Origin of the sequence: Botrimarina sp. (assembly GCF_040219535.1) — a bacterium.
In the GTDB taxonomy this organism is placed as follows: domain Bacteria; phylum Planctomycetota; class Planctomycetia; order Pirellulales; family Lacipirellulaceae; genus Botrimarina.
The window spans coordinates 102,086-119,510 of record NZ_JAVJSH010000024.1 but is presented as its reverse complement, the minus strand read 5'-3'; the positions used below and the strand labels follow the sequence as shown (position 1 = coordinate 119,510).

The following is a 17,425-nucleotide window of genomic DNA, read 5'->3' as shown; positions in this document are numbered from 1 at the left end:
CTACCGCGTCTGGGCGCCGCGCCACTCGCGCGGGCTGAGGCCGAACTCCTGCTGGAAAGCGGCGGCCAGTTGCTTGGCCGACGTGAACCCGCATCGGCGCGCGACCTCGTAGACCTTCAGCGAACGGTCCTCCGCGAGCCAACGCTTCGCGGACATCAGCCGCTGCCGGCGCAGGTACTGGTAGGGCGTCTCGCCAACCGCCTCGCGGAACGCGTACTCGAGCCACCGCCGCGACACGCCCGCGTGCTCGGTCAGCTCGTCGACGGTGATCGGGTCGCCGAGGTTCTCGTGCAGGTACTGCATGGCCGCGCGCAGGCGGGAGTCGAGCACCGCGTAGGTCGCGGTCGACGCCCGCTCGACGACCTCGATGGGCGCCACCGGCGGCGGCTGGCGGTCGGTCGCTTGGCCGCGCATGAGCGCGTCGAGCAGCGCGGCCGCGCGGTAGCCCTCCAGCTCGTCGTTGCGCGACACGCTGCTCAGCGGCGGGTTGGAGTGCTCGCAGATGACCTGCTCGTTGTCGACGCCCACCACGGCCAGCCCGTCCGGCACCCGCCGGCCGATCCGGCGGCACGCGTCGAGCGCCTGCCGGGCCCGGTAGTCGGACACGGCCATCAGCCCGCAGCAGTCGGGGAGCTCGGCGAGCCATTCGGCGAGCGCTTCGTGCTGCTTCATCCAGCCGCTCCCTTCGAGGCCGAAGGTCGGCGCCGCGTGGAAGCTCGCGCACGGCGCGTCGGCCGCCGCGAGGGCCTGCTCGAAGCCGCGTTGGCGGTCGGCCGAGTAGCGGACCGACTCCAGGCCGTAGAACGCGCACGTCCTGAAGCCCTTCGCCAGCAGGTGCTGGGCCGCCAGCCGCCCGATCGCCTCGTTGTCGACGACCGACGTCGGCACGCTCGGCGTGGCTAGCGCGCTAGAGATGTTGACCACCGGCGGCTTCAGGCGCGCGGCGACCTCGACCTCGGCGGGCTTGTTCAGCGCGGCAAGCACTCCGTCGCCGGGCCAGCCGATCAGGTCCAACACCGACAGGGAGAGGGTCTCCGGGGCGGTCAGGTAGGACCAGTCGCGGCCCGCTTCGCGGGCGAAGCGGAGCACCCCCTCGATAAAGACCTCCTGGTGGGTGCCGCGCGGGAAGGCAAAGGCGATCTCTTCGACGCGGTCCATGGCGAGCGGCGTGAGGGGCCTCGAGCGGGCGAGGTTGGCAGGGCTCGGAGGCGCCCCCTATCTTGAGGCCTCGGCGCCCCCTGCCGATGGCGGGCAGGCCTGCTTTTAGGACATGTCCGAGTTCTGCGTACCGGCTTCATGCGATCCTGACGCTTATGGCTATCCTCCGACTACTCGCCGCGGTCGCCGCGGCGACCGCGGCGTCCCGCTGCGCGGCCGACGTCGTGACAGTGCTCGCCGGCGACAGCGGCGTGACCGTCCGTGCCGACGGCGCCCCGTTCGCCAGTTACCTGTTCCGATCCGGAACGCGGCCCGTGTTGTGGCCCGTTGTGGGGCCCGGCGAGGTTGGAGTCACGCGCGACTACCCCCTGCAGCCGCCGGCACCCCACGGGACCGACGACCACGTGCACCACCGCTCGATGTGGATCGGTTACGAGGGGGTCAACGGCGTCGACTTCTGGCACGAGCCCGAAACCGATCGCCAACGCCCGCTGCCGATCGGCACGGTCCGGCGCAGCGAGCTGGTCCGCGCCGACTCGACCGGCGAGGTGGCCACCGTTGGCACGCGCAACGACTGGCTAGACCCCGAGGGCAAGCCTGTCGCGCACGACCAACGGCTCATCGAGTTCCGCGCCCACGGCGACACGCGGACGATGGACTTCTTCGTCGATATCTGGTCGCCCGAGGGGCCGCTCCGCTTCGGCGACACCAAGGAAGGGATGTTCGCGATCCGGGTGGCCGACTCGATGCGGGTCGACGCGGGCCGGGGGGGCCGGATCCGCACGAGCGCCGGCCTGCGCGACGCGGCGGCTTGGGGCCAGCCGGCCGAGTGGGCCGACTACTCGGGGCCGGTCGATGGTCAGGCGTGTGGCGTCGCGATCTTCGCGCACCCCAGCGGCTACAACCCCAAGCCGCGCTGGCACGTGCGGCCCTACGGCCTGTTCGCGGCGAACCCGTTCGGGGTCGCGGCCTACTCCGAAGGCGCCGACGCGCCGGCCGGCGGCGCCGAGTTCGACGAGGGGGAGCGGGTGCGGCTGCGTTACCGGGTGCTGCTGTACAGCGGGCGCCGCACACCGGAGTGGATCGCCGAGCGCTTCCGGGAGTACGCCGATGAGCCCTGAGCGACCAAACGGCTAGTTGGCGCCCGCCTCGGGCGCGGGCAGCTCCGGCGCGACGCCGCTGGGGAAGTTGAGCGACCCGTTGAGCGGCCCGTCGGTCGGCCCGTCGGTCGGCGGGACGGGCCCCACATCGATTCGCTCGGGCGTGATCGGCTGGCCGCCGTCGAGCTGCGCTCCGTCTTCGAGCAGGCGCTCTTCGCCGAGGGCACCGTCATCGGTTGCGTCGTCGCCGGTTGCGTCGTCGCCGGGCGGCTCGTCGCCTGGCGGCTGGGCCGGCTCGGCCGGGACCACTTCGCCGGCGACCGGCGGCGCCCCGGCGGCCAGGTACGGCGAGGGCCACCCGCCGCCGACGGCGCGATAAATCGCCACCACGCCCTGGGCGACTGCCCCCTTGGCCAGCGCGGCGGATTCTTCCTGTTGGGTCTTGAAGTTTTGCACGTTGAACACCCGGTTGAAGTCGGCGTTCTCGTCGCCTTCTTCGAACAGCTGGGTGATCAGCTCGTTGGTGCGCGCGGCCGCTTCGGCGGCGACCAGCTGCGCCTCGAGCCGCTCTTGGGCGCGGAGGAATTCGGCGATCGCGTTCTCTGCCTCGAGGTTCGCCACGAGCACCGTTTGCCGGTAGGCCGCCAGCAGCTGCCCGAAGCGGGCCTGCTGCAACTCGATGGCGCCGAGCAAGCGCCCGTAGTTCAGCAGGTTCCAGTTCAGCGTGGGCCCGACCGAGCCGAAGCCCGACCCGCCGCGGAACAAGTCTTGGAACTGGTTCGCGCTGCGTCCGACCGTGCCGACCAGTGTGATCTGCGGGTACAGCTCCGACTCGGCCACGCCGATCAGCGCGCTCTGCGTGGCTAGCAGGCGCTCGGCGCGGCGCACGTCGGGGCGGCGCATCAGCGTCGCGGCGGGCACGCCGACGGCGATCTCGGGGTCGACCTCGGGGATCTCCCCCTCGCCGAGCCGCTCTAGCAGGTCTTCGGGAGGGATCCCCAATAGCACGCAAAGCTGGTTCTGAGTCACCCGCAAGGCGAGCTCCAGCTGCGGCACGAAGGCTTGGGTCTGGGCGAGGCTCGACTTGGCCTGCTGCACGTCGACCTCGCTCGCCTCGCCGGCGCGCTGGCGCTTCTCGGTGAGCTCGTAGGTCTTGCGTTGGTTCTCGACATTCCGCGCCACTAGCAGCAGGCGGGTCTGGAGGGTGCGGATGTCGAGGTAGGTCGCGGCCACGTCGGCCACCAGCGTGACGACGACGTCGCCGTAGTCGAAGACCGACGCGTCGAGGTCCGCGTCGGCCGCCTCGATGGCGCGGCGGTAACGGCCCCAGAAGTCGATCTCCCAAGCGAGGGCGAACGATCCCCGCCACACGCTGAAGTGGCGGTCGAACCCCTGGCCGGTCGTCAGGTTGTGCGTGTACGACGCCGAGAAGTCTTGCTGCTGGGGGAAGAAATTCCCGACGGCGATCCGCCGCAGAGCGCGGGCCTCGCTGATCCGCGCGCCGGCCTCCCGGAGGGTGAGGTTCTGCCGGTACGCCTCGGCGACGAGGTCGCTGAGGACCGGGTCGTCGAACACGGTCCACCAGGCCTGGTGCTCGACCGGGTCGGTGAGCACCCGTTTGTCGTCCGAATCGATCCAGTCGTCGGCGACTTGCACCGGCGGCGGGCAGTAGTTCGGGCCGACCTTGAAGCCGTTGGCGATCCACTCCCGCGGGCTCGTGCAGCCGGCCACGAGGCAGCCGGCCGCGGCCAGCAGGCAAGCTGCTAGCAAGCGACGGCCGCCGCGGCGCGCTCGCGGATACGCTGGGGGTGGTTCGGATCGGGTCATCAACGGCGTCGGTTCGGAGCGGCGGCAGGGCGGCCTGCGGGCGCGGCGCCATCGATCTTTTCGTTGATTCCGGCGCCACTGGTACAAGCCGATTGGCGCAACCCGGACAACTAGCGTGGCCGGAACGGCCCCTCGCCCCTTTAATCCGGCAAGACCCGCACAACCGGACCCGGCCGGAGCGGCCCACTAACGGGCCGCCGCAAGACGGCGCCCGGCGCCCGCAGCCGCTTCGTGGGGTTAGAATGAGCCTCTGTGCTCCGCGGCCCGCCCTCCGCGGCCCGCGTCCTCGCCCACCGCCCCCCCCCCGCCTGACCCTTCGCCCGCCGCCCGGCCGACCAGCCGGGGTGTTCCCCTTATGGCGACGCCCTCCGCATGGATTGCTCGCTCCGCCGGATTTCTGGCGCGTGCGGCGGTTCCGTGCGCGATTTTGGCGGCCGGTTGGTTCGGGTTTGAGTGGATAGCGGACGAGATCGACAAGCCGCCGCCGCCCGCCGCCAAAGAGGTGTTCCTGCGTACGCGGGTCGAGCTGATCGAGGCGACCGACTACCCGGTCGTGGTCCGCACCAACGCGGTCGTGCAGGCGCACAACCCTGTGACGCTGGCCGCCGAAGTCACCGGCAAGGTCGCGCGGGTCAGCCCCTCGTTCTTGACCGGCGCTTACTTTTCGGACGGCGAGGTGCTCGTCGAGATCGACCCGCGCGACTACCAGACGGCGTTGTCGATCGCCCGGTCGGAACTCGCGGCTTCGCAATCGGCGCTGAAACTTGCGGAGCTCAACGAAGAGAGGAAGCTGCGGCTGATCGAGGACAACGCGGTCTCGCAGGCCGAAGTCGACGGCGCGTCCGCCACGCGCGAGCAGGCCGAGGCCGACGTGGAGTTGGCCAAGACCCGCGTGGTGCAGGCCGAGCTGAACCTGGAGCGGACGCGGGTCGTCGCGCCGTTCGACGGCAGGGTGCGGACGAACCTCGTGGGGGTGGGCCAGATCGCGGCGGTCAACTCGCCACTGGGCGAGGTCTTCGCCGTCGACTTCGCCGAGGTCCGCCTGCCGATCTCTGGCGAGCAACGCCGGTACCTCGACCTGCCGGAGTTCCCCGACGACCCGCCCGTTCGTGCGACCCTGCGCGACGCGATCGGCGGGTCGAACGACCACGTGTGGGACGCCGAGATCGTGCGGACCGAGGGCGTGCTTGACGCCGACTCGCGCGACGTCGTCGCTATCGCGCGGGTCGACGACCCGTTCGGGCGGCAAACGAGCCGTCCGCCGCTGCGGATCGGGCAGCCCGTGACCGCGGCGATCGAGGGCCAGACCCTCAACAACGTGGTCGCGTTGCCGCGCGGCGCCGTGCGGGAGCTGGACAAGATCGTGCTGGTCGACCGGTCGGACCAGACGCTCTTGTCGATGAACATCGAGCCGGTCTGGTCCGATTCGGAGCACGTGGTCGTGCCGGCCGAGGTGATCCCCGAGGGCAAGTGGCTCGCCACCACGCCGATGCCCTACACGCCGGAGGGGTCGCGCGTCGAGATCATCCCGGAAGCGAGCCCCGCGGCCGAATCGGAAGGCGGCGCCGGGATCGCCCAATCGTCCACCGACGCCGGCGCGTCGGGCGTCGCCAACTGAGATGGCCGTATGATCCGCTGGTTCACCAACAACGGCATCGCGGCCAACTTCTTGATGCTGGCGATCCTGGTCGCCGGCGCGTACACGGCCTTCTTCCGTATCCCGCTCGAGGTCTCGCCCGAGCGTAGCTTCGAGATGGTCATGATCGACATGGCCTACCGGGGCGGCACGGCGAAGGACGTCGAGCGCGCGATCCTCATCCCGGTCGAAGAGGCGCTCGAGGGCGTCGAGGGCATCAGCGAGCTCTACGGCGACGGCAGCCGCGGCGAGGCCCGCGTGTTCATCCGCGCCGAGCCCGGGACCGACCTGCGCGCGCTGATGGACGACGTCACGGCCCGCATCGACACGATCAACACCTTCCCCGACGAGACCGAGCGGCCGCGGGTGCAGATCCCCGACTCTTCGAACTGGTTCGAGGTGCTGAGCGTCGCGGTGACGGGCGAGCTCAGCCAGCGCGAGCTGCTCGAGGTCGCCCGCCGCGTGCAGGAAGACATCCTCGCGCTGCCCGGCGTGAGCCGCGCCCAGGTGCAGGGGGACACGCCCTACGAGATCGCCGTCGAGGCCGACCCGGCCGCGTTGCAGTCCTACGGGCTGAGCTTCCAGGACCTGGCCGACGCGATCCGCCAGTTCTCGATCGACCTGCCGGCCGGCGCGATCGACAGCGCGAGCGGCACGTTCATCGTCCGCACCCGCGGGCAGGCCTTTTCCAAGAGCGAATTCAGCCGGGTGCCGATCCGCGCGGCGAACGGCGCCGACGTGCTGCTGGGCGACGTCGCGACGGTCGTCGACGGCTTCGAAGAGGGTGAGAAGATCGTCGAGTTCAACGGCAAGCCCGCGCTGTTCGTCGAGGTGATGCGCACCGGCCGGGAGAGCGCGATCGAGATCTCCGACAACGTCCGCGAGTACGTGGCCGGCGCGCGCTCCCGCTTCCCCGACGGGATCGAGCTGTTCGTGTGGGACGACGAGTCGATCTCGATCCGCGGGCGGCTCAGCACGCTGGTGCAGTCGCTGCTGCAAGGCAGCGTGCTGGTGATGCTGCTGCTGGGCCTGTTCCTGCGGCCCGCGCTGGCGTTCTGGATCGTGGTCGGCATCCCGGTCGGCTTCGCCGGCGGCGTGCTGCTGATGCCGTGGCTCGGGATCACGGCCAACGTGATGAGCCTGTTCGGGTTCATCATCGTGGTCGGCATCGTCGTCGACGACGCGATCGTCACCGGCGAGAACGTCTACCAGAAGATGAAAGAGGGCCTGGCCCCCCTCGACGCGGCCATCGAGGGGACCCACGAGGTCGCCACGCCGGTCACCTTCGGCGCGCTGACCACGGTCGTCGCCTTCGTGCCGCTGCTGTTCTTCGAGGGGACCTGGGGCGACTTCGCCTCGCAGGTGCCGCCGGTCGTCGCGCCGGTGCTGCTTTTCTCGCTGATCGAGTCGAAGCTGATCCTGCCGGCCCACCTGAAGCACCTGCGGCCCGTGCCGCGGGCGAACCCGTTCACCACGTTCCAGACGTCGATCGCCGACGGGCTCGAGCGCTTCATCGAGCGGGTCTACCAGCCGACGCTCGGGCTCGCGGTGCGGTTCCGCGCGTCGGTGCTGGCGGCGTTCGTCGCGGCGGCGTTGCTGATGACCGGCTACTGCCTCAGCGGCCGCATGGAGTTCATCGCGTACCCGTCGATCGACCGGCAGCGGATCAGCGCGTCGCTCGACCTGCCCGACGACACGCCGCTGGCGGTCACCGCCCGTTACATGCAGCGGATCGAGGACGCGGTGCTGCAGCTCCGCAAGGAGTACGTCGACCCCGGCACGGGCGAGCCGCTCGTGCAGAACATCTCGAAGCTCATCGGCGCAGAGCGGCTCTGGCGCGACTTCGACAAGTCGCGTGGCGGCATCTCGTTCGAGGTCCTCGCCCCCTCGCTGCGGAGCGAGCCGGGGCCGCGCAACAGCGAACTGGTCGCGCGCTGGACCGAGCTGGTCGGCCCGATCCCCGAGGCGACCGAGTTCCGCATCCGCGCCGACTCGAGCGTCCGCAACGACCGCGACACCGACGCCGAGGACGTCAACATCGAGCTGCGCGGCCCGATGTCGCCCGAGAAGGCGGAGGTCGCCCGCCAGATCCGCGCGATGCTCCAAGAGTACGAGGGCTTCAGCTCGACCTGGGCCAACATCAACTACGGCCAAGACGAGCTCGAGCTGCGCCTGAAGCCGCTCGCGGCCGAGCTCGGCCTCACGCAGCAGTTGCTCGCCGAGCAGGTGCGCCAGGCGTTCTTCGGCGAGGAGGCCCAGCGTGTGCAGCGCGGCGTCGACGACATCCGCGTGATGGTCCGCCTGCCGCGCGCCCTGCGCGAGTCGCTGCACACGCTCGACCGCCTGCGGGTCCGCACGCCGCGCGGGGCGGACGTGCCGCTGGCGACGGTGGCCGAGATCGCGTTCACCAAGGCGCCCTCGAGCGTCGACCGGAAGGACGGCGCCGAGATCCTGCGGATCGGCGCGCAGCCGGTCGACGAGTCCGTCGACGTGCTCGGCATCGCCGAGGAGCTCACGCCGCGGATCCGCGAGCTGTGCCGCCAGGAGGGGTTCTCCTTCCAGTACACGGGTTATGTCGCCGACGCGGCCGAAGCGCAGCGCACCACGATCCTCGGCGCGTGCGGCCTGGCGTTCGTGCTGTACGGCCTGCTGGCCGTCGCGCTGAAGTCGCTCACGCAGCCGATCTTCGTGGTCCTGGCGGTCCCGTTCGCGATCATCGGCGCGTTGCTCGGGCACATCTGGCTGGGCATCACGCCGAGCTACCTGTCGGTGTTCGGCATGCTCGCGCTGGCCGGCGTGGCGGTGAACGACACGCTCGTGATGGTCGACTACGTGAACGGCCGCTTGCGACGCGGCGACACGCTGCGTGACGCCGCACTCGCCGCCGGCGCGCGGCGCTTCCGGCCGATCATGCTGACCTCGGTCACCACGTTCGTCGGCCTGTTGCCGCTGTTGATGGACCGGTCGCTGCAAGCGCAGTTCTTGATCCCGATGGCGGTGTCGCTGGCGTTCGGGGTGATGTTCGCCACGATCGTGACGCTCTTCCTGATCCCGTGCTCGTTGCTCGCCGCGGACGACCTCCGCCGCGCGGCAGTCGCGTGCAAGCGGTGGTACTTCGAGCCGTTCCGACGCGACCCTTGATAGCGTGCGCCGCGCGGCGGGGCGACGGGGCGCCGCCGCGCGGTATCGCCATCTGCGCAGCGACATCTCGCCTTCCGCTAAATCGGACTTGGAAGCCGAGTTTTCGGAATGCCCTCTGGTGGCGCCGCCGGTATAAGTGGTTAAGGTTGGTTGTTGGCGAGGCCGCCCCGTGCGACGCTTCGCTAGCATCTTTTCAAGCAACTCCTCGCGTAGTGGCGAGCCGCACCCTGCGTACGGCGACTGCCTGCGGATCGTCGCGCGTCTCAACAGGTCGGGCAACATGACTGTTCATCCCAAGCGGAGCGCCCACGGCGCTCTGGCGGCGCTTGCCGTTTGCTTTGCTTCAACCTCGGCGTTGGGCGCCGTGGCGATCTTCGACGGCTTCGGCGACGCCGACATCGACAACAACGGCGTCCCGCTCGAAGAGACCGACGTCGATGTCGGGCCGACCCCGCCGATGGGGCTCCCGAACACGTACGTCCCTGCTCGGCTGGAAGACGCCAACGGCGACGGCCCCGCCAACCCCGAGGTCACCTCGGTCCTCGACGCGAGCGACACCGGCATCCGCTGGTTCCAGATCCGGGGCTGGACCGGCGGCTCGACCGGCAGCAACCCCAACGCGGGCACCGGCGAGCCGAAGCCGACCATCCGGATCGTCGACGACACGCAAGGCGCGATGCAAGAAACCAGCCCGACCGGGCTGAACCTGCCGGCCATCGACAGCGGCTACGCGATGAGCTGGGAGTCGCGCGGCGGCGGCAGCGAGGCGGCCGGCTTCTTCGACCGCCGCATCGAACTCGGCCCCGAGCCCGGCGACGAGGTCAAGGTCAGCTTCGACTACCGCCTGTGGCGCGACGCGCCCAACGCCAACGCCACGATCGACCCGGTCCGCCCCGAGCTGCGCTTCGGCCTCTTCCAAGACACCGACAACCAGCTCGGCATGACCAACCCGTTCGCGGGCCGCCAAGAAGACCTCGACAACGACGGCTTCGTCGACGACACGCCCGCCGTCTGGGGCGAAGAGGGCGGCTTCTTCGAGGGCGACCTGACCGGCGACAAGGGCCCCGGCGACGACATCGGCTCCAACGGCGACAACGGCTGGACCGCCAGCGTGTTCGGCGGCAACCCCGTGCTGAGCAACGGCGGCGGCTCGCGGATCCGCGAGGAGCTGCAGGCCGACCGCATCCTGCAAGGGCAAGACACCCACACCATCGCCGCGCCAGAGAACCTCAACCCCGACCCGTTCGGCACTCCGATCTACGACTTCGTCACGCTGGACAACGACAAGGTCTACAACCTGTCGCTGTCCCTCGTGCGCGACACGATCGAGACCCCCGGCGACACGATCACCGCGACGCTCACGGTCACCGACCTGGCGACCAACGAGTCTTGGTCGCTCACGGGCACCGAGGGCCTGGAGGACGCCACCAGCGGCGGCATCCCGATCCCCGGCACGGGCGGGCCGCAGAGCGACTCGTGGGACTACTTTGCTCTGCGCAACGCCACCTCGGGCTCGAGCGAGTTCGACTTCCTGATCGACAACTTCATGGTCGAAGTCAACGGCAGCAACGCCGGCCTCGCCGGCGACTACAACAACGACGGCCTCGTCGACGCGGCCGACTACACCGTGTGGCGCGACGGCCAGTCGCCCGACAGCAGCCAAGCCGGCTACGACCTGTGGGCACAGAACTACGGCGCGTCGCTCGGCGGCGGCTCGGCCGAGTCGACGCCCGAGCCCGGCTCGGTCGCGCTGGCGGCGCTGGCGGCCGGCCTCGGCGCCGCGACGCGTCGGCGCGTGAAGTGAAAGGAGCAAACCGTAGGAAGCAAACCGTAAGGAACACGTAGAGCGCCTTGTTAACCGAGTCCTGATCCCCTTGCTGACGCGCCCCCGGGGCGCCCCCTTTTCTCCTCACCAAGCCCTTGTCGCCCAAAGCAACCGCGGCGGCGAGGCAGGAGGCCGATCTCATGAGTCTGCAGCTAGTGAAGTTCCTCCCGTCGCTCGCCGCCCTGGCGGCGCTGGCGACCGCCGCGCCGGGCCAAGTCCTCGTGCAGTCGATCTTCGACGACTTCAGCGACGGCGACCGCAACAACGACGGCGCGATCACCGTGTACGACACCGACTTCAACCTCAGCGACACCCTCAACCAGTCGCCCGAGGACGACACGCTCAACACGATGAAGAACCTCATCGAAGTGACCGCCCCCGAGCCCGGCGCGGTCCCCCAATCGGGCATGGTGTGGCTGGCCACGCGCGGGTTCACCAGCAGCAACACGGGCGACCCGAAGCCGAACCTGAAGATCTTCGACGACTCGCTCGGCCGCACCGACTCCGAGGACGGCGTCACCGAGACCGACGGCCAGGTGCTCGGCAGCGGCTACGCGCTGGGCGTCGAGTCGAAGGGGACCGGCAGCTCGTTCGTCGGCGTGTTCGACCAGCCGGTCTCGGTCGGCCCGGTGGCGGGCGACATGGTGCGGGTCTCGCTCGACTGGCGTTTCTGGCGCGCATCGAACAACCCGACCCCCGCGCCGAACCCCGGCGAGATCCGCTGGGGCCTGTGGGAAGACACCGACGGCGAGCTCGGCACGGCCGCCGACGAGGGCAAGAACGACGCGACCGTCGTCTGGGGCGCCGACGACGGCGACTGGTTCAGCGGCGACAGCGCCGTCGGCGTTGAAGGGGACAAGGGCATCTACACCCGCTTGCCGCTGGGCCCCGCGGGCGACCCGGCCGACTCGCGGATCAACTGGGAGTACAACGTCGAGGACATCAACGGCACGAGCAACAACGGCCGCTTCTTCGAAGGGAGCGGCGTGCGTGACGAGTTTGGCGACGGCGGCGACGTCGGCACGGTCGCGTCGTCGAGCGACGGCCCCGGCGGCGTGATCGCGTCGCTCGGCGCGCACGAGCTGGCGATGGAGATCACGCGGCTGGAGAACGGCCTGCTCGAGGTCGCCACGTTCGTCGACGGCGTCGAGATCCTCCGCGACGAGATCAAAGACACGGACACCGGCTTCAACGTGATCGGCCCGCCGGCCGACACGTACCACTACCTCGGCTTCCGCAACTCCTCGGGCGACTACGACTACGTGATCGACAACGTGCTCGTGCAGTCGTTCGCGGTGCCCGAGCCGGCCGCTATCGGCCTGGCGGCCGCGGCGCTGCTCGCGCTGCCGCGCCGGCGGCGAGGCTGAGCGGGCGCCGAAGCGAACGAGCGATAGCAGTTAATCGGGGGGCGGGCGGCGCCCCGCCCGCCCCCGCTTTTCTCCCAAACCGACAGACGAAACGCGACGCTATGGACAACAGCCGCACGAGTTTCTCGGCCGGGCGCCCCCAGCGCCCCAAGGAGGCAGCGATGTATCTGGTTGAAAAGGCGCGACGCTCAGGTGGTTTCACGCTGGTGGAACTGCTGGTGGTGATCGCCATCATCGGCATCCTGGTCGCGCTGCTGTTGCCCGCGGTCCAAGCCGCGCGCGAGTCGGCCCGGCGGATGTCGTGCGGAAACAACCTCAAACAACTCAGCCTCGCCGCGCTGAACTACGAGGGCGTGTACGGCGAGCTGCCCCCCGCGCGGATCGGGCCGGACAGCACCGACTCGTCGATGGTCGACCACCTCCGCACGCCGGTCGAGCGTTCCGGCGCCAGCGGGTTTGTCTTGCTGTTGCCGTTCATCGAAGAGCAAGCGCTGTTCGACGGCCTGGAGCCCTTCGACAAGAACGGCCTCTGGCCCGCCGGCATGTTCGGAGCGTTCTGGGCGACCGACGAACGGATGCGTTTGCTGTCGCAGCGGCCCGACGCGTTCGTGTGCGCGTCGAGCCAGACGCTCGCCATCCCGGACGGTGAGCCCGACCCCGACGACCCCAACCGACCGCGGCGGTTCTCCAACTGGGCAACGCCGCCCGCGACCGGAACCTACGCGTTCTGCGGCGGCCACCGCGGGCCGAACAACCCGAGCCCCGTCAACTTCTACATGACCAAGGCGATGAACTCGGGGCCGCACTTGTACTGGAACACCGTGGAGATCCCCGAGGTCACCGACGGCACGTCGAAGACCCTCTCGATCGGCGAGATCATCGACGGCCACACGGTCAAGAGCTCGAACATTTGGAGCTACGTGCTGCGGTACGCCGACTGTTTCCGCGTGACCGACGTGCCGCTCAACACGCTGCCGGGCGTCGCCGCGCTCGCGGTCGGCACCAACGACGCCGAGGTCAACGGCGCGTTCGCCAGCCGGCACCCGGGCGGGGCGTACTTCTCGTACCTGGACGGCCACGTCGAGTTCTTGACCGACGACATCGACCTGGACACCTACCAGAACCTCTCGACGATCGCCGGCACGCCCGCCGAACGCGACGCGATCGACGAAGAGACCCGCCGCAACAAGCGTTACTGAACAGCGACGCCGATCGCGATGTCCCCCACCTGGCCGAGTAGGCCCTCCGGAGCGATGCCCCAGCCGCCGCGTCCCACGAACGGTCTTGCTAGCCTGCCGCTGGCGTTGCTCTTCGCCGCCGCGCTGGCCGACGCCGTGGGCTGCGACAGCCGGCCGCGACGCGTGCCGATCTCCGGCACGGTGTTGATCGACGGCGAGCCCGTCCCGTACGGCAACATCAGCTTCGTGCCCGGCGACGGCCGCGCGGCAAGCGGCAAGATCGACCCCCAAGGCCGCTTCGAGCTGACCTGCTACGAGCCGGGCGACGGCGCCATCCTCGGCGAGCACCGTGTGACGGTCGCCGCGCGCCAGATGAAGGACGGCAAGCTCGTGTGGCACGCCCCGAAGAAATACGCCGACTTCCGCACCTCCGGCCTGACCTACACGGTGACCGAGCCCGACGACTCGGTCGTGATCGAGCTCACCCGGGACGGCGAACAGGGTCCGAGCGAGTGACCCCCGCCATGCCCCGAGGCCCCGCCGCCGCCGCGCTGCGCGTTGCCCTCTGCGCCGCCCTCTGGGCCGGTGTGGCCTTGGTGTCGGCTGCCGCGGCGCGGGGGGCGGAGTTCCTGGTGACCAGCGCGGCCGACGTGTCGGCCGCCATGTCGTCGGCCCAACCTGGAGACACGCTCGTCATGGCCAACGGCGTCTGGACCGACCAGCGCATCGACTTCGCCGGCGACGGCGCCCCCGGCGCGCCGATCACCCTCCGCCCCCAAACGCCCGGCGGCGTGGTGCTCACCGGCCGCTCCACGCTGAGCATCTCCGGCGACTCGCTGGTGGCCGACGGGCTGCGTTTCGAGGGGGGCGCGCTGTCGGGCGGGCACGTGGTCGAGTTCCGCGGCTCGCGCGGCCCGGCGACCAACTCGCGGCTCACCAATTCGGCGATCGCCAGCTACAACCCGGCCGACATCGGCACACGCTACTTCTGGGTCTCGCTCTACGGGCAGTCGAACCGCGTCGACCACAACCGCTTCACCGGCCAGGCCCACTCCGGCGTGACCGTCACGGTGTGGCGCGACGCCGACACGCCCGACTTCCACCAGATCGACCACAACTACTTCGGCGACCGCCCCGAGGGCAACGGCAACGGCTTCGAGACGATCCGCATCGGCACGAGCGACCGCTCGCTGAGCGACTCGCACACCGTGGTCGAGAACAACCTGTTCGAGCGCGTCGACGGCGAGATCGAGATCATCTCCAACAAATCCGGCGCGAACGCGTTCCGCTACAACACGTTCCGCGAATCGGCCGGCACGCTGACCCTCCGCCACGGCGACGGCAACCTCGTCGAGGGCAACTTCTTCCTCGGGCAGGGCAAGGACGGCTCGGGCGGGGTGCGGGTGATCGGCGAGCGGCAGACGCTCGTCAACAACTACTTCAGCAACCTCGACGACCGCGCCGACGGCGCGATCTCGATCACCGCGGGCGTGCCCGACTCGCCGCTCAGCGGCTACTACCAGGTGCGCGACGCGCTCGTCGCGCACAACACGGTCGTGGGCGTACGCGGCGCGGCGGTCGCGCTCTCGAGCGGACTGGGCTCGAGCGGCCGCACGCTGACCGCCCAGAACGTGACGCTCGCCAACAACCTCTTCTGGAGCAACCAGAGCCCCTTGTTCGAGGGGCAGCAGGGCGACGGCTGGCTGTGGGAAGGCAACCTCGCGTTCGGCCAATCGCTCGGGCCGCTTGCCGGCGAGCCCGGCGTGACCGTCGCCGACCCGCAGATGGTCGTCGGCTCCGACGGCCTGTTCCGGCTTTCGCCCGACAGCCCGGCTGTCGACGCGGCCGCGAGCGGCTACACGCACGTCGCGCCGATCGACTTCGACGGCCAGCCTCGCATCGGGCTGAGCGACATCGGCGCCGACGAGCTGAGCGACGCCGTCATGGTCCGCAAGCCGCTCGAAGAGCGCGACGTCGGCCCCGACTGGTTCGCCCGTCCCGAGCCCGGCGGCCGCGGCTGCGGCCCGGGCGGGTGCGCGCTGCAAGCGGAGGCCTACGACCAACTGCTCGACCCCGACGGCAACGGCGCCGTGTGGTCCGTCGTCGCCACGCCCGACGCGCTAGGCGGCCTCGCGATCCGCGCGCCCGGCGGCGACCGGGTCGACCTGCCGGCCGAGCCGCACGACGCGATCGCCGCCTACGAGGTCGAGTTGAGCGTGGCGGGCGAGTACACCGCGTACTACCGCGCGCGGGGCTTCGACAGCTCGAGCGACAGCCTCTTCGCGCCGAGCACGTTGGGCGTTGATCCCGACCAGAACCTGGGCTTGTCCGACGACGGCCGGTTCGGGTGGCGCCGCGGCGCTTCGGCGTTCGCCATCGGCGAGGCGCACCTCGGCGTGCCGCTCGAGCTCCGCATCGGCATGCGCGAGCACGACGCCGAGCTCGACGCGATCGTGCTGAGCCTCGACGCGGCGCTCACCGACGCGGAGCTCGACGCGCTGTTCGCCCCCCTGGCGGGCGACTTCAACGCCGACGGCGCGGTCGACGCGGCCGACTACCCCGTTTGGCGCGACACGCTCGGCCAGACCGGGCCCGGCCTGGCCGCCGACGCGGACGCCGACGGCTCGGTCGACCCGGACGACTACGGCGTCTGGCTCACCGCTTACGGTGGCGCCGCTCGGCGCCCCGGCGCGACCGCGCCGGAGCCGGCCGCCTTGCCCCTCGGGGCGACGCTCCTTGCCGCCCTGTGTCCACTTTCCCGCTCTCGCCGAGCCCCACGCTAAACCCCTCCGAGGCTCCGATGAAATCCGCCAACGAATCTTCCCGCGCGTCGGTGACGCGCCGCCGGTTCTTGAAGGCCTCTACCGCCGCCGCCGCGGCCGCGCCGTACATCGTGCCGTCGACGGTTTTCGGCGCCAGCGCGCCGAGCAACCGCCTGGCGGTGGCGATCATCGGCACGGGCAACCAGGGCTTCCTCGATTTGAAGCTGTTCGCGAAGCAGCCCGACTGCGAAGTGGTCGCCCTCTGCGACGTGAACCAGGGGAGCGACAACTACAAGAACCCCAGCGACGTGCGCGGCCTCGACCCCGCCGCCGACCTGCTGAAGCAGATGGTCGGAGACCGCGCCAAGTCGGTCGGCAAGCACCGCGATTTCCGCGAGGTCATCGCCCGCGACGATGTCGACGCGGTCGTCGTCGTCGTGCCCGACCACTGGCACGACCTGATCACCATCGCGGCCGCGAAGGCGAAGAAAGACATCTACTGCGAGAAGCCGCTCGGCCTCACGATCACAGGCCAGCAAGCGATGATCCGCGCGGTGCGAGAGAACGGGCGTATCTTGCAGACCGGCTCGCACGAGCGCTCGAACCCCTACGCCGAGGCCGCTTGCTCGCTGGTCCGCGAAGGCAAGATCGGCCGGGTCCGCAGGGTCGTGTGCCACATCGGCCGGCACAACAAGCAGAGCCCGCCGCCGGGGTGGCAGGCGAGCCAGCCGCCGGCCGGCTTCGATTACGACACGTGGCTCGGCCCCGCCCCCGACGCGCCGTACCACCCGGACCGCTGCCTGTACAACTTCCGCTTCATCACCGACTACGCCGGCGGCCAGACCACGAACTTCGGCGCCCACTCCATCGACCTGGCCCAATGGGGCCTCGGGACGGACGGCACGGGGCCCGTCGAGATCGAGCACGAGTACGCCGATTATTTGCCGGAAGGGAGCCTGTTCGACGCGGCGACCTACCTGATGTTCCGCTGCAAGTACGAGGACGGGACGGTGTTGGAGTGCGCGACCGGCTCGCCGGCCGTCCGCACCACCTTCTACGGCGACGATGGCGTCGTGAACGTCGACAGCCAAGGCCAGAACGCCATGGTGATCCCACGCTCGCTCACGCCCGAGAAGCTCGCCAAGCGGGTCAAGTACCACTCGGCCGGCGACCACGTGCGCAACTTCCTCGATTGTGTGAAGTCGCGCGAAGAGCCCAACGCGCCGGTCGAGGTCGGCCACCGCAGCGCGTCGATCTGCCACCTGGGGAACATCGCGGTCGCGATGGAAGCGAAGCTCCGCTGGGACCCGCAGGCGGAGCGGTTCGTGGGCGACCGCGCCGAAGAGGCGAACGGCCACCTCGAGCGCGAGCGCCGCGCGCCCTGGCGGCTGGAGAGCGTCTGAGCCGCCCTAGACCGCCCGAACGCCACCC

11 protein-coding genes are annotated in these 17,425 nt (G+C 70.3%); 9 read left to right on the top strand and 2 right to left on the bottom strand.

Annotation, left to right across the window (positions count from 1 at the left end; all coding sequences use genetic code 11):
• Entirely contained in the window at positions 1 to 1,158 is a 1,158-nt protein-coding gene (locus RIC11_RS14340) for an AraC family transcriptional regulator (RefSeq protein WP_350212461.1), read from the bottom strand.
• Positions 1,159 to 1,313: 155 nt separating this feature from the next.
• Here RIC11_RS14340 and RIC11_RS14335 point away from each other — a divergent pair, with 155 nt between their 5' ends.
• On the top strand, positions 1,314 to 2,279 hold the full coding sequence (locus tag RIC11_RS14335; RefSeq protein ID WP_350212459.1) for a DUF6807 domain-containing protein: 966 nt from the start codon (positions 1,314 to 1,316) through the stop codon (positions 2,277 to 2,279).
• Positions 2,280 to 2,291: 12 nt separating this feature from the next.
• Here RIC11_RS14335 and RIC11_RS14330 read toward each other — a convergent pair whose 3' ends face one another.
• A complete protein-coding gene (locus RIC11_RS14330) occupies positions 2,292 to 4,028 on the bottom strand; it encodes an efflux transporter outer membrane subunit (RefSeq protein WP_350212457.1) in 1,737 nt (578 codons plus the stop codon).
• A 484-nt stretch (positions 4,029 to 4,512) separates the two neighbouring features.
• Between RIC11_RS14330 and RIC11_RS14325 the strand changes: the two genes are divergently transcribed.
• From RIC11_RS14325 to RIC11_RS14290, 8 genes are all read left to right on the top strand, one after another.
• Positions 4,513 to 5,703, top strand: coding sequence for an efflux RND transporter periplasmic adaptor subunit (locus RIC11_RS14325; protein WP_350212455.1), 1,191 nt, complete (start codon positions 4,513 to 4,515; stop codon positions 5,701 to 5,703).
• A 9-nt stretch (positions 5,704 to 5,712) separates the two neighbouring features.
• Positions 5,713 to 8,862: an efflux RND transporter permease subunit gene (locus tag RIC11_RS14320; protein WP_350212453.1), complete on the top strand. Its 3,150-nt coding sequence runs from the start codon at positions 5,713 to 5,715 to the stop codon at positions 8,860 to 8,862.
• Positions 8,863 to 9,226: 364 nt separating this feature from the next.
• The gene (locus tag RIC11_RS14315) at positions 9,227 to 10,666 is read left to right on the top strand and encodes a hypothetical protein (protein WP_350212451.1); all 1,440 of its coding nucleotides are present in this window, start codon (positions 9,227 to 9,229) and stop codon (positions 10,664 to 10,666) included.
• Positions 10,667 to 10,827: 161 nt separating this feature from the next.
• Positions 10,828 to 12,054, top strand: a complete 1,227-nt coding sequence (locus RIC11_RS14310; protein WP_350212449.1) for a hypothetical protein — start codon at positions 10,828 to 10,830, stop codon at positions 12,052 to 12,054.
• A gap of 161 nt (positions 12,055 to 12,215) precedes the next feature.
• Positions 12,216 to 13,253, top strand: a complete 1,038-nt coding sequence (locus tag RIC11_RS14305; RefSeq protein ID WP_350212447.1) for a DUF1559 family PulG-like putative transporter — start codon at positions 12,216 to 12,218, stop codon at positions 13,251 to 13,253.
• Between the two features lie 54 nt (positions 13,254 to 13,307).
• Positions 13,308 to 13,748, top strand: coding sequence for a hypothetical protein (locus RIC11_RS14300; protein WP_350212445.1), 441 nt, complete (start codon positions 13,308 to 13,310; stop codon positions 13,746 to 13,748).
• Between the two features lie 8 nt (positions 13,749 to 13,756).
• Positions 13,757 to 16,015, top strand: coding sequence for a chondroitinase-B domain-containing protein (locus tag RIC11_RS14295; protein ID WP_350212443.1), 2,259 nt, complete (start codon positions 13,757 to 13,759; stop codon positions 16,013 to 16,015).
• Positions 16,016 to 16,032: 17 nt separating this feature from the next.
• On the top strand, positions 16,033 to 17,397 hold the full coding sequence (locus tag RIC11_RS14290) for a Gfo/Idh/MocA family protein (protein ID WP_350212441.1): 1,365 nt from the start codon (positions 16,033 to 16,035) through the stop codon (positions 17,395 to 17,397).
• The last annotated feature ends 28 nt before the right edge of the window (positions 17,398 to 17,425 follow it).